Origin of the sequence: Psychrobacter sp. APC 3426, assembly GCF_030408035.1 — a bacterium.
Taxonomy (GTDB): Bacteria; Pseudomonadota; Gammaproteobacteria; order Pseudomonadales; family Moraxellaceae; genus Psychrobacter.
Window position 1 is genome coordinate 1 of the sequence record NZ_JASDCF010000006.1, and the last position, 23,992, is coordinate 23,992.

At 43.9% G+C, this 23,992-nt stretch carries 17 protein-coding genes and 1 tRNA gene; 17 read left to right on the forward strand and 1 reads right to left on the reverse strand.

The window, feature by feature from the left end; genetic code table 11:
* From QL919_RS05205 to QL919_RS05255, 11 genes are all read left to right on the forward strand, one after another.
* Positions 1-431, forward strand: a 431-nt coding sequence (locus QL919_RS05205) for an EF-Tu/IF-2/RF-3 family GTPase (protein ID WP_244951942.1), incomplete at its 5' end; no start/stop codon positions are given.
* Positions 432-815: 384 nt separating this feature from the next.
* Positions 816-891, forward strand: a tRNA-Trp gene (locus QL919_RS05210).
* A gap of 51 nt (positions 892-942) precedes the next feature.
* Entirely contained in the window at positions 943-1,431 is a 489-nt protein-coding gene (secE, locus tag QL919_RS05215; RefSeq protein WP_290188519.1) for a preprotein translocase subunit SecE, read from the forward strand.
* A gap of 70 nt (positions 1,432-1,501) precedes the next feature.
* Positions 1,502-2,032: a transcription termination/antitermination protein NusG gene (nusG, locus tag QL919_RS05220; RefSeq protein ID WP_290188520.1), complete on the forward strand. Its 531-nt coding sequence runs from the start codon at positions 1,502-1,504 to the stop codon at positions 2,030-2,032.
* A gap of 92 nt (positions 2,033-2,124) precedes the next feature.
* On the forward strand, positions 2,125-2,556 hold the full coding sequence (gene rplK / locus QL919_RS05225) for a 50S ribosomal protein L11 (protein ID WP_068405081.1): 432 nt from the start codon (positions 2,125-2,127) through the stop codon (positions 2,554-2,556).
* Positions 2,557-3,258, forward strand: a complete 702-nt coding sequence (gene rplA / locus QL919_RS05230) for a 50S ribosomal protein L1 (RefSeq protein WP_290188521.1) — start codon at positions 2,557-2,559, stop codon at positions 3,256-3,258.
* Positions 3,259-3,659: 401 nt separating this feature from the next.
* Positions 3,660-4,187, forward strand: a complete 528-nt coding sequence (gene rplJ / locus QL919_RS05235) for a 50S ribosomal protein L10 (protein ID WP_193006701.1) — start codon at positions 3,660-3,662, stop codon at positions 4,185-4,187.
* A gap of 126 nt (positions 4,188-4,313) precedes the next feature.
* Complete coding sequence (gene rplL / locus QL919_RS05240; protein ID WP_011514491.1) at positions 4,314-4,685, forward strand: 50S ribosomal protein L7/L12; 372 nt, start codon at positions 4,314-4,316, stop codon at positions 4,683-4,685.
* A 787-nt stretch (positions 4,686-5,472) separates the two neighbouring features.
* Entirely contained in the window at positions 5,473-9,591 is a 4,119-nt protein-coding gene (rpoB, locus tag QL919_RS05245) for a DNA-directed RNA polymerase subunit beta (RefSeq protein WP_290188522.1), read from the forward strand.
* A gap of 152 nt (positions 9,592-9,743) precedes the next feature.
* Positions 9,744-13,967: a DNA-directed RNA polymerase subunit beta' gene (gene rpoC / locus QL919_RS05250; RefSeq protein WP_290188523.1), complete on the forward strand. Its 4,224-nt coding sequence runs from the start codon at positions 9,744-9,746 to the stop codon at positions 13,965-13,967.
* Positions 13,968-14,124: 157 nt separating this feature from the next.
* Positions 14,125-14,658, forward strand: coding sequence for a DUF6586 family protein (locus tag QL919_RS05255; protein ID WP_290188524.1), 534 nt, complete (start codon positions 14,125-14,127; stop codon positions 14,656-14,658).
* A 311-nt stretch (positions 14,659-14,969) separates the two neighbouring features.
* On the opposite strand, the gene QL919_RS05260 is transcribed toward QL919_RS05255, so the two are convergent.
* Complete coding sequence (locus QL919_RS05260; RefSeq protein ID WP_290188525.1) at positions 14,970-17,618, reverse strand: transglycosylase domain-containing protein; 2,649 nt, start codon at positions 17,616-17,618, stop codon at positions 14,970-14,972.
* Between the two features lie 195 nt (positions 17,619-17,813).
* On the opposite strand from QL919_RS05260, the gene QL919_RS05265 reads away from it, so the two are divergent.
* The 6 genes from QL919_RS05265 (at position 17,814) to aroK (ending at position 23,958) form a co-directional block, all read left to right on the forward strand.
* Positions 17,814-18,869 (forward strand): pilus assembly protein PilM, encoded by a 1,056-nt coding sequence (locus QL919_RS05265; RefSeq protein WP_290188526.1) that lies wholly within the window; start codon positions 17,814-17,816, stop codon positions 18,867-18,869.
* A complete protein-coding gene (locus tag QL919_RS05270; protein ID WP_290188527.1) occupies positions 18,869-19,519 on the forward strand; it encodes a PilN domain-containing protein in 651 nt (216 codons plus the stop codon). The genes QL919_RS05265 and QL919_RS05270 overlap by 1 nt, the downstream gene beginning before the upstream one ends.
* On the forward strand, positions 19,516-20,223 hold the full coding sequence (gene pilO, locus QL919_RS05275; RefSeq protein WP_290188528.1) for a type 4a pilus biogenesis protein PilO: 708 nt from the start codon (positions 19,516-19,518) through the stop codon (positions 20,221-20,223). The genes QL919_RS05270 and pilO overlap by 4 nt, the downstream gene beginning before the upstream one ends.
* Positions 20,220-20,753, forward strand: a complete 534-nt coding sequence (locus tag QL919_RS05280; protein WP_290188529.1) for a pilus assembly protein PilP — start codon at positions 20,220-20,222, stop codon at positions 20,751-20,753. Before pilO ends, QL919_RS05280 begins: the two co-directional genes overlap by 4 nt.
* A 27-nt stretch (positions 20,754-20,780) precedes the next feature.
* A complete protein-coding gene (locus QL919_RS05285) occupies positions 20,781-23,138 on the forward strand; it encodes a type IV pilus secretin PilQ family protein (protein ID WP_290188530.1) in 2,358 nt (785 codons plus the stop codon).
* A gap of 259 nt (positions 23,139-23,397) precedes the next feature.
* The gene (aroK, locus tag QL919_RS05290; protein ID WP_290188531.1) at positions 23,398-23,958 is read left to right on the forward strand and encodes a shikimate kinase AroK; all 561 of its coding nucleotides are present in this window, start codon (positions 23,398-23,400) and stop codon (positions 23,956-23,958) included.
* Positions 23,959-23,992: the final 34 nt, after the last annotated feature.

Below are 23,992 nucleotides of genomic sequence, written 5' to 3' on the forward strand. Positions count from 1 at the left end.
AAAAAACCACCTGTACTGGTGTAGAGATGTTCCGTAAACTGCTTGACGAAGGTCGTGCAGGCGAAAACTGTGGCGTACTACTACGTGGTACTAAGCGTGAAGACGTACAACGTGGCCAAGTACTAGCTAAGCCAGGTTCAATCACTCCTCACACCAAGTTTGACGCAGAAGTATACGTACTGTCAAAAGAAGAGGGTGGTCGTCACACACCATTCCTAAACGGCTATCGTCCACAGTTCTACTTCCGTACCACTGACGTAACTGGCGCAATCCAATTACAAGACGGTACTGAAATGGTAATGCCTGGTGATAACGTTGAGATGGGCGTAGAGCTTATCCACCCAATCGCTATGGACAAAGGTCTTCGCTTTGCTATTCGTGAAGGCGGCCGTACTGTAGGCGCTGGTGTTGTTGCTAACGTATTGAACTAAGATTTAACTCATTCAGAGCAATCTGATATAGTTAAACCATTAGTCGAAAAGCCATCCTCATTGAGGGTGGCTTTTTTTGTGGGCAGGAGAAGGGAAGATCATGATAAAGCCAGAACCTCTATTATTGATGTTTAAAGTGCTGAGATTAATGCACTTGAAAATATGCGTTCAAACTCGCGTGATATCTATTGTAATCTCCAGCGGAGCTTGCTATATTAGCGCTGCAGTTGATAAGGACTATTGATAAATAATTTTATTGATTATCAATACAGAGTGCTTAAGTTATCATGTTTTATAGCAACAGCTTGGGAATATATAAGAATTTTATGCCCAAAAGCTTGCATTCTATGTCAAATATTGTATAATGCTGTCCTTTACACCCATAGGCGATTGGCTCAATTGGTAGAGCATCGGTCTCCAAAACCGAGGGTTGTAGGTTCGAGTCCTACATCGCCTGCCATCTTCTTATCACATCTTTGTTATACCTCACCATCTCCGAAGCGAGTTCTTTATGAGCAATAATCAAGATAACCTCGAGAATAAGTTATCTGATGCCAAGGCGACGGCTGGTGGAATGCTGTCTAAAGATAAGCACATCTCAGCGGGCAATCAAACGACTGCTGTTGAAGTTGCTAAGACAGGCTCAATCAAAGATTTGATTTTGTGGCTATTAGCCGCAGTAGTTTTAATAGGTGCGACTCTAGTTAATCAATATCTACCTGGCTATTGGCAACCTGCCAACGATGTCTGGGTACGTATTGGTATTATTGTCGCCCTTATTGTATTTGCGCTAGTATGCTTGGCATTAACACATCAGGGTCGTGCTTTTAAAATATTATTAAAAGACGCTGCTGTTGAGCTACGCCGAGTGACTTGGCCAGGTAAAGATGAAACCTTTCAATACACATGGCAAGTACTTGTCGTGATTGCGATTGTTGGGTTTTTTATTTGGTTATTAGACAACTTTTTTAATTGGTTCGTTGGTATCTTTATTGGTTAATAGCACGTATTAGTGACTATTTCCCACAATTTACTTATAACGACTTACTTATAATGATCAGGAGCGTGACATGCGTTGGTATATTGTCCAAGCGTTTTCAGGATATGAAAAGCAAGTACAACGTTCATTAACTGATCGTATTAACCGTAGTGACTTTGCTGATTCATTCGGTGATGTATTGGTTCCTACTGAAGAAGTCGTCGAAATGAAAGACGGCAAGAAGCGTAAGAGTGAGCGTAAATTCTTTCCAGGCTATGTATTGATCCAAATGGAAATGAATGATAATACTTGGCACATCGTTAAAGACTGCCCACGTATTATGGGCTTTATCGGTGGTACGCCAGAAATGCCAGCGCCTATTACTCAAGTAGAAGCCGACCGTATTTTAAACCGTCTCAATCAGACAGAAGCTGACCCACGTCCTAAGACTCTATTTGAGCCGGGCGAAGAGTTGCTGGTTATCGATGGTCCATTCACTGACTTTAAAGGGTTGGTTGAAAAAGTGGATTACGAGAAGTCTAAGCTACATCTAACGGTAAACGTATTTAATCGCCCGACTCAAGTCGAGCTTGAGTTTAGCAAAGTTGAAAAACTAGACTAAACCCGTAACAAATTCATCAACCGGGGAGCTGTTAGTCGATAAGGGTTATACCTTATTGATTTGGCGCTATTACCCATTTAGGAGAGTATCTCATGGCTAAGAAGATTGATGGTTACATCAAACTACAAGTGCCTGCAGGCAAAGCAAATCCTTCACCACCGATTGGTCCAGCATTGGGTCAAAAAGGCGTGAACATCATGGCGTTCTGTAAAGAGTTTAACGCTGCGACCTCAAACCAAGAGCCGGGTCTACCGATTCCTACTGAGATCACTGTATACAGCGATAAGTCTTTTACCTTCATCATGAAGTCGCCACCAGCTGCATACTTACTACGTAAGGCTGCTGGTATCGCTAAAGGTTCTGGTACACCAAACACCGCTAAAGTCGGTAAAGTGGACCGTGCTCAGTTAGAAGAGATCGTTAAGACTAAAGATGCAGATTTAACGGCTGCTGGTCTTGATGCTGCTGTCCGTACCATCGCTGGTACTGCACGTTCAATGGGTATTACCGTGGAGGGTGTGTAAATGAGCAAACTTACTAAGCGTCAAAAATTAATCGCTGAGCGTGTAGAAAACGAAAAATTATACACTCTTGAAGAAGCGGTTCAAATCTTAAACGATTTGCCAGCTCTTAAATTCAAAGAGTCTATCGACATCGCAGTAAACTTGGGCGTTGACCCACGTAAATCTGATCAAGTCGTTCGTGGTGCTACTAACCTACCTGCTGGTACTGGTAAAACCAAACGTGTTGCTGTATTTGCTCAAGGTGCTGCTGCTGAAGCCGCCAAAGAAGCTGGTGCTGACATCGTTGGTTTTGAAGACCTAGCAGAACAAATCAAAGCTGGCAACATGGACTTTGACGTTGTTATCGCGGCTCCTGATGCGATGCGTGTTGTTGGTCAATTAGGTACTATCCTAGGTCCACGTGGCCTGATGCCTAACCCAAAAGTTGGTACGGTAACGCCTAACGTTGCTGAAGCTGTGACTAATGCGAAAGCGGGTCAAGCACAGTATCGTGTTGATAAAGCGGGTATCATCCACACGACTATCGGTCAAGTTGGCTTTACTGCTGAGCAAGTTATGCAAAACGCTCAAGCATTGCTATCTGATCTTAAGCGCGCTAAGCCTGCTACGTCTAAAGGTACTTTCATTAAGAAAATTACCTTGTCTAGCACCATGGGCCCAGGTATCACTATTGATCCTGTTCCATATCGCGTCGCTAAATAATTTATACCGTATATAAATCTGTTTTTTACTCGACGATTTTGAATAAAAAGCACATATTATTTTAAAGAATTAGGTCAGCGTAGCACACGCTATGCTGTCTAAGACCGTAGGTAGAAAGCGGTTTTGCGTTATTATTAATGATTTTCGGATTATTATTGATAGCAACGAGCTGCTTTTGTTAATCGACGACAGATGAAAATCTTAGTTGTCCTACGCAGACGGTGACCCACCCAGTTGTTGATAAGAGCCGATAGGGCAACCTATCACTTGATGTCATTCTGATAACGGTGCCGTAATCAGTCGTTATGAATAAATTTTATGTTTATAGAATTTATGAGTAACGTGTCGTATCAAGTCAGTCTTAGCATTAACGAGATTGATTAGATTAAAGGAGTCAACTTATGGCATTAACGCTAGAGCAAAAACAACAAGTTGTGGCTGAAGTGTCTGAAGTTGCTGCTAATGCTTACTCAGCAGTAGCTGCCGAATATCATGGTATTGGTGTTGCAAAGCTTACTAAGCTGCGCGAACAAGCCCGTGAGAAAGGCGTCGTTTTGAAAGTAGTGAAAAACACTCTAGCAAAACGCGCTTTCGAAGGCACTAAGTTTGAGAGCATGTCAGACCGTATGACTGGTCCACTACTTTTGGCTTTCTCTATGGAAGATTTGGGATCTGCCGCTCGAGTCGTTTTCGACTTTAGCAAAGAGAACAAAGCTTTAGAGACCAAATTAGTATCAGTCGGTGGTGAAGTTTATGGTCCAGAAGAGCTAGAGCGCGTATCGAAGCTACCAACTCGCGACGAAGCAATCTCTATCTTGATGGCTACTATGAACGCACCAGTGACCAAGCTTGTCCAGACTATGAACGCTGTTCCTGGCAAGTTCGTTCGCACTGTAGCGGCAATCAAAGACGCAAAAGAAGCTGCTTAATTGCTTGTTTTAACGTAACTTTGACATCGCTGATTGTACTTAATTGCCAACCCTATTTTAACATTTGGCAAGCAATCAAAGCGGTATTAAAATCAATTAAATTTTATCAGATAACGGAGAGTTCTCATGGCACTATCTAAAGATGATGTGTTAAACGCAATCGCTGAAATGTCAGTAATGGATATCGTTGAATTAATCAGCGCTATGGAAGAAAAATTCGGCGTAACAGCTGCTGTTGCTGCTGCACCTGCTGCTGCTGGTCCTGCTGCTGCTGCTGCTGAAGAAAAAGACGAGTTTGACGTAGTTCTTGCCAGCTTTGGCGAGAAGAAAGTTGGCGTAATTAAAGCCGTACGTGAAGCTACTGGTCTTGGCCTGAAAGAAGCGAAAGATTTGGTTGAAAGCGCTCCAGCTCCAATCAAAGAAGGCGTTAACAAAGCTGAAGCTGAAGAGTTGAAAAAGAAACTTGAAGAAGCTGGTGCAACTGTTGAACTAAAATAAGCTGAGCTTATCTTAGTGTTGTACAAAAAAAGCTGGTAATGCCTTGCATTGCCGGCTTTTTTTTATTATAATTCGTAGCTTGACCTTTTGTGTCTGCCAACATACGTATGCAACATCACGGTGGATACCCATCAAAAGGACAGACGATATACATGCAAGCACACATGCCAGTTTTTGAAATCAGTTGATATAAGCTAAACGTCCATAGATGTTTGGCATTTTTTTGTGTCTGCATGCTTTCCCATTAACACTATAGTTTATATTGATTTTAAAAGTCATTGTTCTAAAATTTATAGTTACCCCAATTGCCATTAATTCTAAAAGCTGTTGATCTAAATTATCCATTTCGCATGGTTTTGCTGTCAGTAGGTAGGCTTGTAGACGGTGTATATCAGTGACGATATTGGTTTTGATAGAGTGGTTGGCTTTGATAATTGCCAACTCAGCAACATTTTGAACACATTGTTTTTTGTATGTTTATCGATGATTTAACCGTCAAATACAACATATTATCGTTTATATGATATTGAATTTATTGGTTTGAGTAGTCATATAGACTGATTCAGGCTTTGTTATCCATATTAAAGGATATCAAGAGTAAAGCTTCAATGACAAGATTAAAGAAAGGGTGCCAAGCAGGCACTGGTAGAAGTAGTAATTGACTAAAGACATAAACTGAACACGAACACCCGTTTTAAAATATCGTTTACGTTGCCAACTTTGCATAGTATTTATGCATCTTGGTTACGCTTTTCATTTGTTTCCACGTTTACTGTAAGGACTCTCGATGGCATATTCTTATACTGAAAAAAAGCGTATTCGCAAAAGTTTTGCTGAATTGCCTACTGTGATGGACATTCCCTATTTACTGTCTATTCAAGTAGATTCTTATGAGCAATTTTTGCAAGAGCACAAAAAGCCAAAAGCTCGTGAGAATACTGGTTTGCAAGCTGCGTATTCCTCTATTTTCCCAATTGAGAGTCACTCTGGTAATGCAGAGCTACAATTCGTTGAATATTATCTAGGTACGCCTGAGTTTGATGAGCGTGAGTGTATTCTACGTGGCTCAACGTTTGCTGCGCCGATGCGTGTCAAAATCCGTCTGATTATCAAAGATAAAGACAGTAAGGATAAAGACAGCAAGGCGGCAATTAAAGATATCCGTGAGCAAAGCGTCTATATGGGCGAGATGCCACTGATGACTGCCAATGGTACTTTCATTATTAATGGTACTGAGCGTGTTATCGTATCACAGTTACATCGTTCACCTGGTGTCTTCTTTGACCATGATAAAGGTAAGTCACATTCAAGTGGTAAAGTACTTTATAACGCCCGTATCATTCCTTACCGTGGTTCTTGGTTGGACTTTGAGTTTGATGCCAAAGACTTAGTCTTCGCTCGTATTGACCGTCGTCGTAAGCTTTTGGCGTCTATTATCCTACGCGCGCTTGGTCTGACTACCTCTGAAATCTTAGACTTGTTCTTTGATAAAGTAAAAGTTTATAAAGGCGAAGAGCAGTTTGAGATTGATTTGGTTGCCGACCGTTTGCGCGGTGAGATGGCGCAGTTCGATATCGTATCACCTGACGGTGATGTTATCGTAGAGCAGGGCAAACGTATTAATGCACGTCGCATCCGTCAGCTTGAAGAAGCCGGTATGACGAAGATTGCTGTGCCTGACGAATACCTGTATGAGCGTATTTTGGCAGAAGACATCGTGGTTAATGACGAAGTTATCGCTAAAGCCAATACGCTAATTGACCATGAATTATTGGTTAAACTGAGTGCCTTTGAAGCCAGTGAATCTATCAAAGAATTTAGCATTCTATTCACGAACGATATTGATCAAGGTAGTTATATTGCCGATACGCTACGCGCTGATAGTACCTCAAGCCGTGAAGAAGCGTTGATCGAAATCTACAAAGTAATGCGTCCGGGTGAACCACCAACGGTTGAAACTGCTGAGAAACTGTTTGAGAGCATGTTCTTTAACGCAGATCGTTATGACTTGTCTAACGTCGGTCGTATGAAGTTCAACCGCCGCTTAGGGTTGGACTTTGAAAACACTGATGACCCTGATGTTCAACGTGAGCGCAGCGTATTGACCAATGACGATATCGTTAATGTTCTAAAAGAGCTTATCGAAATTCGTAACGGTCGCGGCGAAGTTGATGATATTGACCATTTAGGTAACCGTCGTATTCGTTCGGTTGGTGAGATGGCAGAAAACCAGTTCCGTGTTGGTCTAGTACGTGTTGAGCGTGCAGTCAAAGAGCGTCTGAGCTCAGCGGAATCTGATAACTTGTCACCGCAAGATTTGATTAACTCAAAACCTGTTGCAGCTGCAGTCAAAGAATTCTTTGGTTCAAGCCAGTTGTCACAGTTTATGGATCAGAACAACCCATTGTCAGAAGTGACGCATAAACGCCGTGTATCAGCATTAGGACCCGGCGGTCTGACTCGTGAGCGTGCAGGCTTTGAAGTACGTGACGTACATGATACCCATTATGGTCGTGTGTGTCCGATTGAAACTCCTGAAGGTCCAAACATTGGTTTGATTAACTCGCTTGCGACCTTTGCTAAAACCAACAGCTTTGGCTTCTTAGAAACCCCTTATCGCCGTGTGGTTGATGGTAAAGTAACAGACGTTATTGAATACCTGTCAGCGATTGAGGAAGTAGGCACTGTGATTGCACAGGCTGATTCACCAGTAACTGCAGAAGGTGCGTTATCTGATGAAATGGTCAGTGTGCGTAGTTATGGTGAATTTGTCCGTATGCCACCAGAAAAAGTGACGCATATGGATGTGTCACCAAGTCAGGTAGTTTCGGTAGCAGCAGGTCTGATTCCATTCCTAGAGCATGATGATGCTAACCGTGCCTTGATGGGCTCGAACATGCAGCGTCAGGCTGTTCCTACGCTACGTGCTGATAAGCCGCTAGTGGGCACTGGTATGGAGCGTCACGTTGCTCGTGACTCAGGTGTTTGTGTCATTGCTAAGCGTGGCGGCGTGATTGAAGACGTTGATGCATCACGTATTGTCGTTCGTGTCAATGAAGATGAAATGGTCGCTGGTGAAGCGGGTATCGATATCTATAACTTGATCAAATACACGCGCTCTAACCAAAATACTTGTATCAACCAACGTATCATCGTTAACCAAGGTGATGAGATTGCTTTGGGTGATATCTTGGCTGATGGTCCTTCAACGGATCTTGGTGAGTTGGCATTAGGTCAGAATATCCGTATCGCATTTATGCCGTGGAATGGTTATAACTTCGAAGATTCAATCTTGCTGTCTGAAAAAGTGGTGAAAGAAGATCGTTTCACTACCATTCATATTCAAGAATTGACTTGTGTGGCACGTGATACCAAGCTTGGAACCGAAGAGATTACTGCTGATATTCCAAACGTTGGTGAAGCTGCTCTATCAAGCCTTGATGAAGCAGGTATCGTCTATATCGGTGCTGAAGTTGACGCGGGTGATATCTTAGTTGGTAAAGTCACGCCAAAAGGTGAGACGCAACTGACGCCAGAAGAGAAACTACTGCGGGCTATCTTTGGTGAAAAAGCGGCTGATGTGAAAGACACGTCATTACGTGTACCAACATCAAGCAAAGGTACGGTTATTGACGTACAAGTATTCACCCGTGACGGTGTCGAAAAAGATGCGCGTGCTAAAGCGATTGAAAAATCACAGCTTGATAGCTACCGTAAAGATTTAAAAGAAGAGTTACGTATCTTCGAAGAAGCGGCACGTGGACGTATTGGTAATCTATTAGATGGCCAAAAAGTCAGCGGCGGTGCTGGTCTAAAAGCTGGTACAGTTATGGCCTTGGCTGATATGAAAGATATGAGCCTTGAGACATTGCTTGATATCCAACCAGTAGAAGAAGAAATCTCTGAGCGTCTAACGCAAATCGCTGATTACTTGGTTGATAAGCAAAAAGACATCGATGTGAAATTTGCTGAGAAAAAACGCAAATTGACCGCAGGTGATGACTTGCAACACGGTGTACAAAAAATTGTTAAGGTTTACCTAGCCGTTAAGCGTCGTATTCAGCCTGGTGATAAAATGGCTGGTCGTCATGGTAACAAGGGTGTGGTATCGCGCATTATGCCGGTTGAAGACATGCCTTATGACGAACATGGTAATACCGTTGACATCGTATTGAACCCACTTGGTGTACCATCGCGTATGAACATCGGTCAGATTCTAGAAACGCATTTGGGTATGGCAGCGAAGGGCTTGGGCGAAAAAATCGACGGTATGCTTAAAGCACAAGCAGCGATTAAAGATTTGCGTGACTTCTTAGACCAAATCTATAACAAAGTCGGCGGTGAACAAGTTGACCTTGATAGCTTGAGCGATGATGACATCATGGCCTTAGCAGATAACTTGCGTGCTGGTGTGCCAATGGGTACTGCTGTATTTGATGGTGCGCATGAGCATCAAGTTAAAGACCTGCTAGAGCTTGCTGGTATGGAGCGTGATGGTCAGCAGACGTTATATGACGGTCGTACGGGTCAGAAGTTTGACCGCAAGGTAACCGTTGGTTATATGTACATGCTCAAGCTTAACCATTTGGTTGATGACAAAATGCATGCGCGTTCAACCGGTTCTTACTCGCTAGTCACTCAGCAGCCACTCGGCGGTAAAGCACAGTTCGGTGGTCAGCGCTTCGGTGAGATGGAAGTATGGGCACTAGAAGCATATGGCGCGACTTATACGTTGCAAGAGATGCTGACTGTGAAGTCGGATGACGTTGAAGGCCGTACACGTATGTATAAAAACATCGTTGATGGTGAGCAGTACATGGACCCAGGTATGCCTGAGTCGTTTAACGTACTGACCAAAGAAATCAAATCACTGGGTATTAATATTGAGTTAAAACAAAGCAACTAAATCCGTTGTTTAACTTAGTTGTCTATTAAAGGCAGTACGCTATATTGCTGCTGCTTTTAGTGATTTGTCTCAACCCTATTCATTGCCTTCATTCATCTTAGCCGCGCTCATAGCACGCTGTCAGATGATTATAAAGATAACGGAGAAGCAACTTGAAAGATTTACTCGATATCATGCAAAGCCCTACCGGTAACGGTAACCAAGAGTTTGATAGTATTCAAATTACTTTAGCGTCACCTGACGTGATCAAATCATGGTCACATGGTGAAGTTAAAAAGCCTGAAACGATTAACTATCGTACGTTCAAGCCTGAGCGTGATGGTTTGTTCTGTGCCAAAATCTTTGGTCCAGTAAAAGACTTTGAATGTCTGTGTGGTAAATACAAACGCCGTAAGTTCCAAGGCGTTATCTGTGAGAAATGTGGCGTTGAAGTCACGACTGCTAAAGTACGTCGCGACCGCATGGGTCATATTGACTTAGCGAGCCCTGTTGCGCATATTTGGTTCTTAAAATCATTACCAAGCCGCATCGGTCTATTGCTAGACATGACGCTACGTGATATCGAACGTGTATTGTATTTCGAAAGCTACATCGTCACTGAGCCGGGTCTGACTTCTTTAGAGAAGTACCAATTGCTTGATGATGAAGACTATTACAAAGCGCTTGAAGAATTTGGCGATGAATTCACTGCCAAAATGGGTGCTGAAGCCGTTCAAGACCTATTAAAAGACATCGATTTAGATTTAGAAATTGATGAGCTGCGTGAAGCAATTCCACAAACCGGTTCTGAGACTAAGCTTAAGAAGATGTCTAAGCGTCTTAAATTATTAGAAGCATTCCGTGATTCTAATAACAAGCCTGAGTGGATGGTAATGAATATCTTACCAGTACTACCACCAGATTTGCGTCCTCTAGTACCACTAGAAGGTGGTCGTTTTGCGACGTCAGATCTAAACGATTTGTATCGCCGTGTCATCAACCGTAACAATCGTCTTAAGCGTCTGCTTGAGCTGAGCGCACCTGATATTATCGTACGTAACGAAAAGCGTATGTTGCAAGAGTCAGTGGATGCGTTGCTTGATAACGGTCGTCGCGGTCGTGCTATCACTGGTAGTAACAAGCGTCCATTGAAATCTTTGGCAGATATGATCAAAGGTAAGCAAGGTCGTTTCCGTCAGAACTTACTTGGTAAGCGTGTCGATTACTCTGGTCGTTCGGTTATTGTTGTCGGTCCTACGCTACGCCTACATCAGTGTGGTCTACCGAAGAAAATGGCACTTGAGCTATTCAAGCCGTTTACTTATAACAAGTTATTGTCTCATGGTTTAGCAACGACTATTAAAGCTGCTAAGAAGATGGTAGAGCGTGAAGAGCCACAAGTGTGGGATATGCTGGCCATGGTTATCCGTGAGCATCCAGTGCTACTAAACCGTGCGCCAACGCTTCACCGTTTGGGTCTACAAGCATTTGAGCCAGTATTGATTGAAGGTAAAGCCATTCAGCTTCACCCACTCGTTTGTACCGCGTTTAACGCTGACTTTGATGGTGACCAAATGGCCGTTCACGTGCCATTGACGCTAGAAGCTCAGCTTGAATCACGTGCGCTGATGATGTCTACCAACAACATCTTGTCACCTGCCAACGGTGACCCAATCATCGTACCGTCACAGGATGTGGTACTTGGTTTGTATTATATTAGCCGTTCATCAGTAAATGCCAAAGGCGAAGGCATGATTTTTGCCACTGTCAATGAAGCATTGCGCGCGATTGGCTCAAACGATTTACATGTGAACGCCAAAATCAAAGTTCGTGTGACTGAAACGCATTTTGATGAAGAAGGCAACGAGACCAAAGAGATCAGTATCAAAGATACGGTTGCTGGTCGTTTGCTTATCTGGAACATCATGCCTAAAGGTATGGCGTTTGACGAGTGTAATCAAGAGATGACAAAGAAAAACATCTCTAAATTGATTAACTCTTGCTACCGTAAAGTTGGCGTGAAAGAAAGTGTTATGTTTGCTGACCAATTGATGTACCTTGGTTTTGCACAAGCAACACTATCTGGTGTGTCTGTCGGTATCGATGACATGGTCATTCCGCCAAGCAAAGTACAGATCATTGAAACCGCAGAAGGCGAAGTCCGCGAAATCGAAGATCAGTTCGAGCAAGGCTTTGTAACTGCTGGTGAGCGTTATAACAAAGTTGTCGATATTTGGTCACGTACCAATGACAAAGTCGCTAAAGCGATGATGGACAACCTAGCCACTGATAAAATCATGAATGCTAAAGGTGAAGAAGAAGAGCAGAAGTCATTTAACTCTATCTTTATCATGTCAGACTCTGGTGCTCGTGGTAGTGCAGCACAGATTCGTCAGTTGGCTGGTATGCGTGGTTTGATGGCAAAACCGGATGGCTCAATCATCGAGACACCGATTAAAGCCAACTTCCGTGAAGGCTTGACGGTACTTCAGTACTTTATCTCAACGCATGGTGCCCGTAAAGGTCTTGCCGATACCGCTCTAAAAACTGCGAACTCAGGTTACTTGACGCGCCGTTTGGTTGACGTGGCACAAGATTTGGTTATTACCAGTGAAGATTGTGGTACTGAGGAAGGCTTGCTCATGAAGCCGCACATTCAGGGTGGTGAGATCATCGAGAAGCTCGGTGAGCTAGTCCTTGGTCGCGTGACCGCTCGTGATGTAACGTATAACGATGATGCTGATAAAGTGTTAATCCCAGCGGGTACATTAATCGATGAGCATTGGGTAAATGTTCTTGATAACAACGCGATTGATGATATCTGGGTACGTTCGGTTATTACTTGTGATATCGAACATGGCGTTTGTTCACAGTGTTACGGTCGTGACCTTGCTCGTGGACACAAAGTCAATATCGGCGAGTCAGTCGGTGTTATGGCAGCGCAGTCTATCGGTGAACCAGGTACTCAGTTAACCATGCGTACGTTCCACGTTGGTGGGGCCGCAAGTTCTGCATCTGTAGACAATAGCATCTCGGCACGTAATGCGGGTCAAGTGCACTTTGAGAACATGAAAACGGTACAACATACCGATGGTCATTTGGTTATCGTATCGCGTTCAGCAGAATTGGCATTGACCGATGAGCTTGGCCGTGAGCGTGAGCGCTATAAAGTACCTTATGGTTCAAGCGTGCTTGTGAAAAACGAAGAGCAAGTTGAAGGTGGTCAGACCATCGCTAAATGGGATCCGCACACGCATCCAATTATTACAGAATTCGCTGGTACAGCACGCTTCAGTGATATCACTGATGGTATGACAGCGACGGTCAAAGTTGATGATGCAACTGGTATGAGCTCATTTGAGATTCTAGCGACTCGTGACCGTTCAAGTAACGCTAAAGACTTACGTCCTGCGATTATCCTGAACACTGACGAAGGTAAAGAAGTGGTTTACTTCTTACCAGCTGAAACTATCATTCGCGTCAGCGATGGTGAAAAAGTAGCCGCTGGTTCGATTCTAGGCCGTGTACCACAAGCATCTTCAGGAACTAAAGATATTACCGGTGGTCTACCGCGTGTTGCTGACTTGTTCGAAGCACGTCGTCCGAAAGATCATGCCATCATGGCAGAAATGACTGGTGTCGTCAGCTTCGGTAAAGAGACCAAAGGTAAGAACCGCTTTATCATCACCAATGAAGATGGTGAAGTACATGAAGAGCTCATCCCGAAATGGCGTCAAATCAACGTCTTCGAAAACGAAACAGTTGCTCGTGGTGAAGTTATCGCTGATGGTCCACAAAACCCGCACGATATCTTACGTCTGAAAGGACAAACCGCCCTTGCTGACTATATTGTTAACGAAGTGCAAGATGTATATCGCTTGCAGGGTGTAAAAATCAACGATAAGCACATCGAAGTTATTATTCGTCAGATGCTGCGTAAAGTTGAAGTGACTGATGGCGGCGATTCAGGTCACTTTAAAGGCGACCAGGTCGAATACGCTGATATCAAAGTCTTGAATGCGAAACTGGAAGCGGAAGATAAATTCCCAGTACAGTATGAGCGTCAATTACTTGGTATTACCAAAGCAAGTCTGGCAACAGAAAGCTTTATCTCAGCAGCGTCGTTCCAGGAGACCACTCGTGTTCTAACTGCTGCTGCCGTTACTGGTAAAGTGGATGAGCTACGTGGTCTGAAAGAAAACGTGGTTGTTGGTCGCTTGATTCCTGCCGGTACGGGTCTTGCTTATCACAAAGCTCGTAAAGAAAAGGCAGAGCAGAAGCTACAAGACAAAGATCTGAACGCTGCCTTTGATATGACTGCCAGCACTGACAGTCAAGACTTTGCTAGCTTCGATGAAGCCTTTGCTCAAGAGCTTAATCAAGACAGCCAGTCTTAATTGACATAGTTAATAGTTGTAAAATAAGGAGCCTGCAATTAATTGCAGGCTTTTTTGTGTGTATAAAAAATCGAGAAAGGCATGGTGCTATTATCTAAAAAAATAGTACACTGGAAAACACGCTTTAATTCACTATTTATAGAAGGATAATTAGCAAATGGCAGGTAAAACTCGCGTTGCCAAGTATCAAGCAGATCGAACCAATCAAAAGCTATATTTCTGTCGTCTATCTTGTAAAGCCGCAGGAAGTACCAATGATAAGCAACTTTACCAAGCGCATTGCGAAACAGCTATTTTTCATTTGTACGGTGCGTTACTGGCTTTTATTCAAGAATTGGGTCATTTTTATAGTCTAAATATAACTGCTCCTACTTTGTCAGATATTGAGCAAGCGCTAAGTGAACGTACACAGGTATCACCAGAGGTTCAACGCTTGCAACAATTGCAACAACAAGGCTTTGTTGCCAATATAGAGCGCGCCTATCAACGCTGTCTATACGCTGTGCCACCAGATACTATTATTGATGACCATTCAAGCACAAGTACTGATACCGCAAAAACTGCGGATCTTATCGTCAATGTGGTGACTTTATCCAATCAATGGTTGCCAGATGAGGCAACAATCCGTGAATGGCGTCAGCAGCTATTGGATTTAATAGAGCAGTTACGCGGTGGGATGGTTGAGTTTTGATAGCTTATACCAAACCCAAAAAGTGCGATTAACTTTGTCAAACTTGCTAAGCCTACTAGGAGTAGTGCTTGCATAAGTTTTCCGCGCTCCTCTAATTTTTGGAAATGGTATTATTTATAGGTTGCTCTCTAATTGATTGGTTCTCAGTCATAAAGCAGTGGATTTAAACAGTATGACATTTATAGGTTATTAGTGATTACTTCAGCAATTTAATCATTCAAATAGATTTTTAAGTAAGAAAAAGGCTTATCTAGCGAGTGCTAAATAAGCCTTTTTATGCCATGTGCTTTTCCAGTGACCTTATCTGTTATCTACTCTGGCATTGGTGGCATACGCTCCACTGGCGTTACCGATAGGGGGTTTTCCGGTACGCTATCGTTGCTGATTTTTGTCTCAGAACTTGTTGACTCTTCAGTAGGTTCAGGCTCTGGTGGTTTGCGCTGTTGCGTCTTGGTTTTAACTGGCTTGGTTGAGGTACTGTCATTGGTATCTTCATCGTCACCGATGATACCATCGTCCGTCATTTCTAGAATTTTCTGCTTTTGCTTCTTAGATTTTGAGCGATTGTTGACAGAAACCCACTGATGAGGTGTGCCCTTAAGCTGAGCTTTCATGAAGTCCATCCAAACCGGAAGCGCTGCAACACCGCCATACTCACGACGTCCCATGGTAGCTGGCTGATCAAATCCCATCCATACGACCGTTGCATTGGTAGGATGAAATCCTGCAAACCAAGCATCTTTGGCTTCATTGGTGGTACCAGTCTTGCCGCCAATATCATTACGGCCTAACGCTCTTGCCCGTACTGCCGTACCGCGCTGCACGACATCACGTAAGATATCTGCCATCTCGTAAGCAACTCTAGGTTTTAAAATTCGAGGTGCTTGCTTTGCCATTACATACTGTACGACAGGGGCCTTTAGGCGATCCGACTGTGGCCCTGCATCATAAACACTGACATCAAGTGTTTTATCTTTTGCGGCAGTTTCGTCACCCTCTGCATCTACAGTCGTGTCAGGTGCTTTATCCGTCGTATCATCAGTAGAGGTTTTCTCGTTATTTTTGGCTCCTATTTTCGCGTCGTAATCTTCTACAAGCTTTTTATTAATATCTTCTAGCTGCTCATTAAAGCATAAGGCACAAGCTTGCTGAGGATTGGCTTGGAAAAGTAGCTCATTTTTATAATTGTAAATTTGATCGATGAAGTAAGGCTGTATACGGTGACCACCATTGGCAAAGGTCGCATAAGCGGTCGCCATCTGTAAAGGCGTGGCCTGTCCTGTACCCAATGCCAATGACAAGGTTGTAGGCAGTTTTTCTTTATCAAGGCCAAACTCATCTAACAAATTGCGGGCATCAGAGATACCGATAGCCTGCAATAAACGAATAGAGACCAAGTTACGCGATAGGTATAAACCACGGCGCAAGGTGATATCCCCTAAGAAGCGCTGATCAGAGTTTTTGGGTTTCCAGTCGCCGACTTGAATAGGGCGATCTGATACGATACTGTCTGGGCGATAGCCTTTTTCTAATGCGGTGGTGTATACCAGCGGCTTAATAGTAGAGCCTGGTTGGCGCCAACCCTGTAGCGCACGGTTAAATTTACTGTGATTGAAGTCAAAACCACCGACCAGCGCCTTTACTGCACCTGTTTCTGGATTTAGTGAAACCAAGCTACCTTGTAACTCAGGAATTTGAGCCAGCTGCCAGTTACCGTTGGCAGTTGGTATAAGACGAATGATGTCATTTTTGCTGACCACTTGACTGGCATTACTAGGATAATATCCAATACGGTCGGCAGAGATATATTTGCGTGCCCAGCTCATGCCAGACCAGTTCACGGTCACGTTCTCACCAGAGGGCATTGTCGCTTCAAAGCTACGTGAATTGACCTTGGTGACTTTTGCAGGAGACATGTTGCTATAACGGCGGAAGTTTTCTAATGGCTGATCATTTGCTTCAGCACCGCGCCAGCCGTGACGGTGTTCATAAGCGACCAAACCTGTTAATACCGCTGCTTCTGCATCTGTTTGTGCTTTACTATCGACGGTGAGGCGCACACGCCAACCACCATGCATGACTTGCTCGCCATAGCGATCGACTAAAGTAGAGCGTGTCATTTCTGCCAAATACGGCATATTGACGTCAAGTTTTTCTTGATAAAGTTTGAGCGCGATAGGCGAGTTGATGGCTTCGTCACGCTGCGCTTGATCGATATAACCGAGCTCGTGCATTCGCCCGATAATCCAGTTGCGGCGAGTAAGGGCGCGTTCAGGGTTGGCGACAGGATTATACTTAGACGGGGCTTTTGGCAGGCCTGCTAACATTGCCATTTCAGCAATGCTCAAGTTCTCTAATGATTTGCTATAATATTTTTTGGCAGCAGCGCGAATACCATAAGCGCCTTCACCCAAATAGATTTTATTAACATAAAGCGTCAAGATGTCGTTTTTACTCAGCTCATCTTCAATCTTACGTGCCAAAAACAACTCAGTCAGTTTACGGTTTAGGGTGCGCTCCGGACTTAAAAAATAGTTTTTAGCGACCTGCATGGTAATGGTTGAACCACCTGTTTGACTTTCATCATCAGTCACCACCTCTGTAACCGCACGACCGAGACCTTTAATACTAATACCACTGTGCTGAAAAAATGACGAATCTTCTGCTGCTAAGAAAGCATGTGTCAAATCTTCAGGAATCTCTTCAAAATCAATTGGCAAAGATAGGCGGTTGCCGTACTGGCCAATCAGCTTGTCATCACTACTATATATCTGTAGTGGCATCTCAAAATTTGCTGTTTTAATCTCTTGAATACTTGGCAGAGTGGGCGATAAATACATTGCCATGCCGTAAAAACCGATAGGCACAGCCAGCGCTAGGATAACCGCTAAGGCTAAGCAGGCAATAAATAGCCCCACCAAAAAGTGAATGAGACGAGCGGTAGCATTTTTTTTGGCCATAATAAGACTTATTAATTAATGATTTGCAACAGGTAATGCCATTATACCTTGAACAAAATAACGAGGTCATAATAAATGTGTAAGTGTGCCTTAATATATAATTTAAATGCTTGAATCTATCTATTAAGTAAAGTATTGTATTCAATTATTACAAATAACTATCAGATTGTACACTTAATATAAGGTATAGAGTTTGTGAGGCTATTTACTTCTAAAAGTCGACATTTGATTGGTGTGGATATTTGTGCCACCTCAGTAAAGTTGGTTGACATACAGCGCCAACAGGGCATGTTCCATCTAAAATCTTATGGTATTGAAAGACTACCGGAAGGCGTAGTCGTCGATAAACTTATTGTAGACACCGAAGCGGTTGGCAATGTTATTGCCAGTCTAGCCAGACGTTGCCAAGTCGCTGGAAGCAATGCTGCTAGTGCTGTGTCAGGGTCGGCGGTCATTACTAAAATCATCGATATGGATATGACGCTAAGTGATGTCGAACGTGAAGCTCAAATTCGTTTGGATGCTGATCAATATGTGCCTTATCCATTAGAAGACGTTAATTTAGACTTCGAAGTTTTGGGTCCTTCTCTAGCAAGTGATGAGATGGTACAAGTGCTTCTTGCGGCATCGCGCTCGGAGAATGTCGACCAAAGAGTTGATGCTCTAACCTTCGGCGGCTTACAAACCAAGGTCATGGATATCGAGTCACATGCCATTGAACGCGCTTTTGGATTGATGGCAGATAACTTACCAAGTATGCCTGAATTGGTGGCTTTAGTAGATATCGGGCACAATCAAACCACCTTATATATCGCCAAAAACGGCGAGTTTATATATAGTCGGGAGCAGCTATTTGGCGGTGTTCAGCTGACAGAGGCTATACAAAATCGTTATGGACTATCTGCCGAGGAAGCCACGCTTAGCAAACGCGAGCGTACGCTACCTGATGACTACTACTCTGATGTCTTAACTCCCTTTATAGAAAACACCATCCAGCAAATTACTCGCTCATTACAGTTCTATTTTTCTTCAAGCCAGTATAGCAATATCGACCATGTGGTACTCGCCGGTGGTAGTAGCTCTATTGCCGGTCTTGCAGGAATGGCACAACAAAAACTGGGCGTAAGTGTCAGTATCGCCAATCCATTCACGCAGATGACCATTGCTCCGAATATTGATAATGAGCAACTGGCAATTGATGCCCCAAGTCTAATGGCCGCTTGCGGTCTTGCGTTAAGGAGCTTTGACTAATGGCTCGTATTAACCTTTTACCCTGGCGCCAAGAAGAGCGTGAACGTCGCAATAAAGAGTTCATCACGCTTGTGGTGGCAGTGACACTGCTGAGTCTATTGGCAGCCTTTGCCACATGGAGCTACTTTAACAATGAGCTTGATGAGCAACTTGATGCCAATGCCTTGATTGAACAGGAAAATGCCCGCTTAGACACCGCATTGAGCGAAATTGACAGTCTAGAGCAACGCCGTGAAGATATTATCTCACGTATGCAGGTTATTCAAGACTTGCAAGGTCGACGTCCTGTCCCTGTTCGCTTGTGGGATGACCTAGCAAAAGCCATGCCGCCAGCGCTTTATCTGAATAACTTGAAGCGTGAAGGCGATGTGCTTACCTTAACAGGTCTGGCTGATAATCCAAATATCGTTTCAAGTTTGATTCGCAATCTTGATAGTAGTAAATGGATGGGCAATTCTGCCGTTAGTAATATCCAACAAAACATTAGCGCTTATGAAGCGGCACCAGTGCTTAATAATACGGTAAACACTGGCGAGCAGTCGCGCCCTGTTTATCCTGAAGACAGCTATGTACAGTTTGTGGTAACGACTAAGGTTCAATCAGAAACCGCCCCAACTGATGATGGTACTGGGCTTGGAGGTGAGTTATGAAGCTTAGCCGTAAAAAAAGCCTGATCAAAACCAAAAAGACAGACCTAAAGCAAAAGAAGCAGTTTGACTTGCAGGAGTTCCGCCGCAGTTTTGAGTCGCTAGATTCGGATAACTATGGTAGCTGGCCGATGCCAGTAAAGGTAACGGTGATTGGGCTTATCGTCACGTTAATCGCAGCACTGGCGTGGGCCTTGCCGATTAGTAGCAAAATCGATGAGATCAAAGCCGCCGAAAGTCAGCAGCAAACCTTGCTTGAAAGCTACCGTGAAAAAGAGTCACGTGCTCGTCACTTAGAAGCCTATCAAGCGCAAGTCATTCAGATGGAAACGGAGTTCAACACCTTACTTGATCAATTGCCAAAAGACACGCGAGTGTCAGAGTTGGTAGAAGGTATCAATATGACGGGTGTGGGCAGTAACATACGTTTCCAAGATATTTCAGTAGAAGCTGAGATTGAGAACGAATTCTTTATCGAGCAGCCGATTCGTATTGCAGCCTTGGGTGAATATCATCAGTTTGGTAGCTTTATCAGTGGTCTTGCAGCGTTGCCACGGATTATCACTATGCACGATTTTGAAGTGAGTAACCCGAAGCCTAGCTTGGATGTATTGCCAGAGCTTAATTTGGTGTTGCGAACAAAAACGTATCGCTCAAAAGAGGCCGCATCTGATGAAACCGATGCCACTGCAGGAGGCGAGCAATGATAACGACTAGACTGTCCACGCTACTGGCATTAAGTATCGCTATTTTATCTATAACGGGCTGTAGTGACCGCATAGGTATGGCGGGCAAAGCCATGGATGATATACGTAACCAACCGGCACAGCCGATTGAACCGCCGCCTCAAGCTGAGTTGGTAGAAGACTTTGTCTACAGTGCTAGTGCGCAGCGTAGTCCGTTTCTGCCACCAAGCTTAGTCAATGTGCAAGGGCCTACGACCTCTATTGATGGCGTACGTCCTGATATTACTAGAGTAAAAGAGCCGCTTGAGCAGTATGAACTATCACAATTGGTCTTTCGTGGGGTAGTCATCTCACCTGAAGGCCAGCGATACGCCTTAATACAGCGCCCTGATGGTTCGGTTGCGAGTGTTAAAGTTGGTGATTATCTTGGACTGAATGACGGCCGTATTGTTGAAATCACGCCGACCCAGATTAACTTGATTGAAATTGTGCCAGACAGCCGCGCAGGGTTCGTTGAAAAACCCCAGTCGTTGGTCTCTCCTATAAGCTAAGTCGGCAGATTTTTTGAGGAATAAATAATGACAGTACGCAATAACAAGGTAATGATGATGAGCAACCGCGTATCTTCGGCTTTTGCCATTTCAGCATTGGCAGTCAGCATGGTGGCAGTAAGTAACAGCGCTCATGCTGCACAGCGCATTGAAAATGTTTCTGTGGTACAAACTGCGCCAGCGGTGACACAAATGCGTTTGGGCTTTGCAGGCTTGCCAGTATTACCTGCTGCATATCAGCTCGACGACCCAAGCCGTTTGGTACTAGATTTCGAACAAGTGCAAAACGGACTTGCTAGCCGATTTAATGAATACAATATTGGTATGGTTAATGACGTCACTACCTTAAGTAGCGACAGCACCACGCGTCTGATTGTTGGGCTTAAACAAGCGGGTAACTATACGACAGCGATTGATGGCAACGACTTGTTGTTGACCATTACTGATCCTAACCGTCCAGTGGTTAATCAAGTAGTTACCAACGACCCTGTCCAAGACGTGCTGAACAACAATAGTGGCATGACAACCACAGCAGTTGTCACTCCCATTGTAGAAACCAGTAGCGCTCCTGTTGCGGCTGTCAATAGCACCAATACTACGGTGGTCAAAAACCAAGTGCCAGCTGATACGATGGTGGTCAGAGTCAACCCATTGTTAAATCCACAACTTGCGGCTTCGCAAGTCAGCAAACAGTACAGCTATGATGGTCTAAGTGCGGTTAATTTTTCAGCAGGCAACGATGGCGGCGGCAATGTGAGTATTGCTCTTGCCAATGAAGCGATTCCAGTTGATGTACAACGCCAAGGCAACAAGTTGGTTGTACGTCTCACAGGCAGCACTGTGCCTAGAAACCTACTACGCCGGTTAAATATTAATAGTGGTCTGGTGAGTAGTATTGATACCAAAAACCAAGGTCAAAATGGTGTTATTACCATCAATATGACTGATGATTATGAGTATCAAGCGTATCAGTCAGGCAATCAGCTAAATATTGGTATCAACAAGCCTGAATTGCTACGTGAGCCAACACTGGAAGAAAGAGTGTATAGCGGTGAGCCACTTTCCATGGAGTTCCAAGACGTGGAAATACGTAGTGTATTAGATATCTTGGCTCAATTTACTGAAATGAATATTGTGGCCAGTGATTCGGTCGCTGGTAATATCACTTTGCGCTTAATCAATGTGCCTTGGGATCAAGCGCTCGACATCATCCTAAAAAGTAAAAATCTGGGCAAGCGTGAGAATGGCAATGTGATTTTGATTGCTCCATCTACAGAGCTTGCTGAACAAGAAGCACGTGAACTGGAAGCTCAGCAAGCGGTCGAATCTTTCGCACCACTGCGCACAGAATACATTCGTTTAAGCTATGCCAAAGCACAAGATGTGTTGACTCTAATCTCGCAAGGAAGTGGCTCATCTGGCGGCAGCTCAAATCGTGCCGATGATAATAATACTCTATTATCCAACCGTGGAACGGTCACTGTTGACGAACGCACCAACACCTTGATTATCAAAGATGTGGCAGACAGCATTGAAAATATCCATAAGTTAATCAGTAAAATTGATATTCCTGTTCGTCAGGTAATGATTGAGGCGCGTATCGTTAGTGCCACTGATAGTTTCAGTAAAGAGATTGGTGTTCGTTGGGGTATCTTGTCAAACGGTGCAGCCAACAACCGGAACTTACTGGTAGGCGGTAGTAACCAAACATTGTGGGACTTAAAAGACTTTGATGTGGAAACAACGACCGTCAATGGTCAAACCGTTTCTTATCCTTCATACGATATCAGCCGCCCTGATAACTTAAACGTCGATTTGGGTGTTGCCAATCCAGCGGGCAGTATTGCTTTTGGCTTGCTCAGCATGTCAGATGTGATGCTTGATCTTGAGCTGTCAGCGCTACAAGCGGATAACCGCGGTGAAGTCATCTCCACGCCGAAGATTTTGACCGCGGATAAACAAACCGCGAAAGTCTCTTCAGGTACCCAGATTCCTTACCAAGAAGCCTCAGCCAGTGGTGCAACCACCACCAGCTTTAAAGAAGCGGCATTAAGCTTAGAAGCCACACCAAACATTACCCCTGACGGTAAGATTGGTTTGCAGTTAGTCATCACCAATGGTACGCCGACTATCATTAATAATCAGGTCGCCATTGCTGAAGATTCTATCTCAACCAACGTTATCATTGAAGACGGTCAAACGGTTGTATTGGGCGGCGTCTTTAAAAATCGCACCAGTAACGGCGTAGATAAAGTACCTTTCTTAGGTGACTTGCCTTATATTGGTCGTGCTTTCCGCAAAGATGTACGCAGTAACGCCAAAGAAGAGTTGTTAATCTTTGTCACCCCAAAATTAATCAATGATGGCACCAGTCGTTTGAACTAAGGGTCAGTCAGTTGGTTTGACGAATAAGAAAAAGCGAGCCTGAGTGCTTGCTTTTTTTATGGTTTAATTTTGAGAGGGGATGTATGTGATTAACCCCATTCTCAAAATGAAGAAACGCTGTAGTATTATCTTTAATAAACAAAGCAGTTTTGACAAAGGCAGTCGTATTTTTTGGATTTGTTGTCACAATAATCCTCGCTCATTACTAGCCAGAATATCAATGACGTTGTATCATACCTAATTTAGCTGAGTGAGTATTATGGTGGAGGAATTACCGTCGGTGTTTTTAGTGGGACCGATGGGAGCAGGGAAAACAACCATCGGTAAGTTGCTGGCTAAGCAGCTAGGGCGAACGTTTGTAGACAGTGATTGGTATATTGAGTCGCAGACAGGTGCCGATATTGCTTGGATATTTGCCAAAGAAGGTGAAGCGGGCTTTCGTGAGCGCGAGACAAAAGCCATCGATGAATTGACCCAAAAGCCTCAGATTGTTTTGGCGACTGGCGGCGGCGCAGTAATGTCTGCGGAAAATCGTGCGTTTTTAGAACAGCGTGGTATCGTGGTATATTTGAATGCACCTGTCGATGTGCAAATGGCGCGCACGGCAAAGGACAAGTCGCGACCACTATTGCAGCAGCCCAATCCTAGAAAAATCTTGCAGGATTTATACAGTGCTCGCGACCCACTGTATCGTCAAATCGCTCACATTATTATGCCTACTGGCCATACTTATCCACGGCATATGGTCAATCAGCTCTTACAGCAGCTAGAGCCATTTTATGCATCTGAATCACCCGTAGTGAGCAATAAAGAAAACTAATCACTTATACCAAACTCCATACTATTTAGCCTCA

What these genes read in the sequence shown, in the direction of transcription:
- secE (WP_290188519.1), top strand. Translation starts at nt 943, where the DNA reads ATGAGCAATAATCAAGATAACCTCGAGAATAAGTTATCTGATGCCAAG.
- nusG (WP_290188520.1), top strand. Translation starts at nt 1,502, where the DNA reads ATGCGTTGGTATATTGTCCAAGCGTTTTCAGGATATGAAAAGCAAGTA.
- rplK (WP_068405081.1), top strand. Translation starts at nt 2,125, where the DNA reads ATGGCTAAGAAGATTGATGGTTACATCAAACTACAAGTGCCTGCAGGC.
- rplA (WP_290188521.1), top strand. Translation starts at nt 2,557, where the DNA reads ATGAGCAAACTTACTAAGCGTCAAAAATTAATCGCTGAGCGTGTAGAA.
- rplJ (WP_193006701.1), top strand. Translation starts at nt 3,660, where the DNA reads ATGGCATTAACGCTAGAGCAAAAACAACAAGTTGTGGCTGAAGTGTCT.
- rplL (WP_011514491.1), top strand. Translation starts at nt 4,314, where the DNA reads ATGGCACTATCTAAAGATGATGTGTTAAACGCAATCGCTGAAATGTCA.
- rpoB (WP_290188522.1), top strand. Translation starts at nt 5,473, where the DNA reads ATGGCATATTCTTATACTGAAAAAAAGCGTATTCGCAAAAGTTTTGCT.
- QL919_RS05255 (WP_290188524.1), top strand. Translation starts at nt 14,125, where the DNA reads ATGGCAGGTAAAACTCGCGTTGCCAAGTATCAAGCAGATCGAACCAAT.
- QL919_RS05260 (WP_290188525.1), bottom strand. Translation starts at nt 17,618, where the DNA reads ATGGCCAAAAAAAATGCTACCGCTCGTCTCATTCACTTTTTGGTGGGG.
- QL919_RS05270 (WP_290188527.1), top strand. Translation starts at nt 18,869, where the DNA reads ATGGCTCGTATTAACCTTTTACCCTGGCGCCAAGAAGAGCGTGAACGT.
- pilO (WP_290188528.1), top strand. Translation starts at nt 19,516, where the DNA reads ATGAAGCTTAGCCGTAAAAAAAGCCTGATCAAAACCAAAAAGACAGAC.
- QL919_RS05280 (WP_290188529.1), top strand. Translation starts at nt 20,220, where the DNA reads ATGATAACGACTAGACTGTCCACGCTACTGGCATTAAGTATCGCTATT.
- QL919_RS05285 (WP_290188530.1), top strand. Translation starts at nt 20,781, where the DNA reads ATGACAGTACGCAATAACAAGGTAATGATGATGAGCAACCGCGTATCT.
- aroK (WP_290188531.1), top strand. Translation starts at nt 23,398, where the DNA reads ATGGTGGAGGAATTACCGTCGGTGTTTTTAGTGGGACCGATGGGAGCA.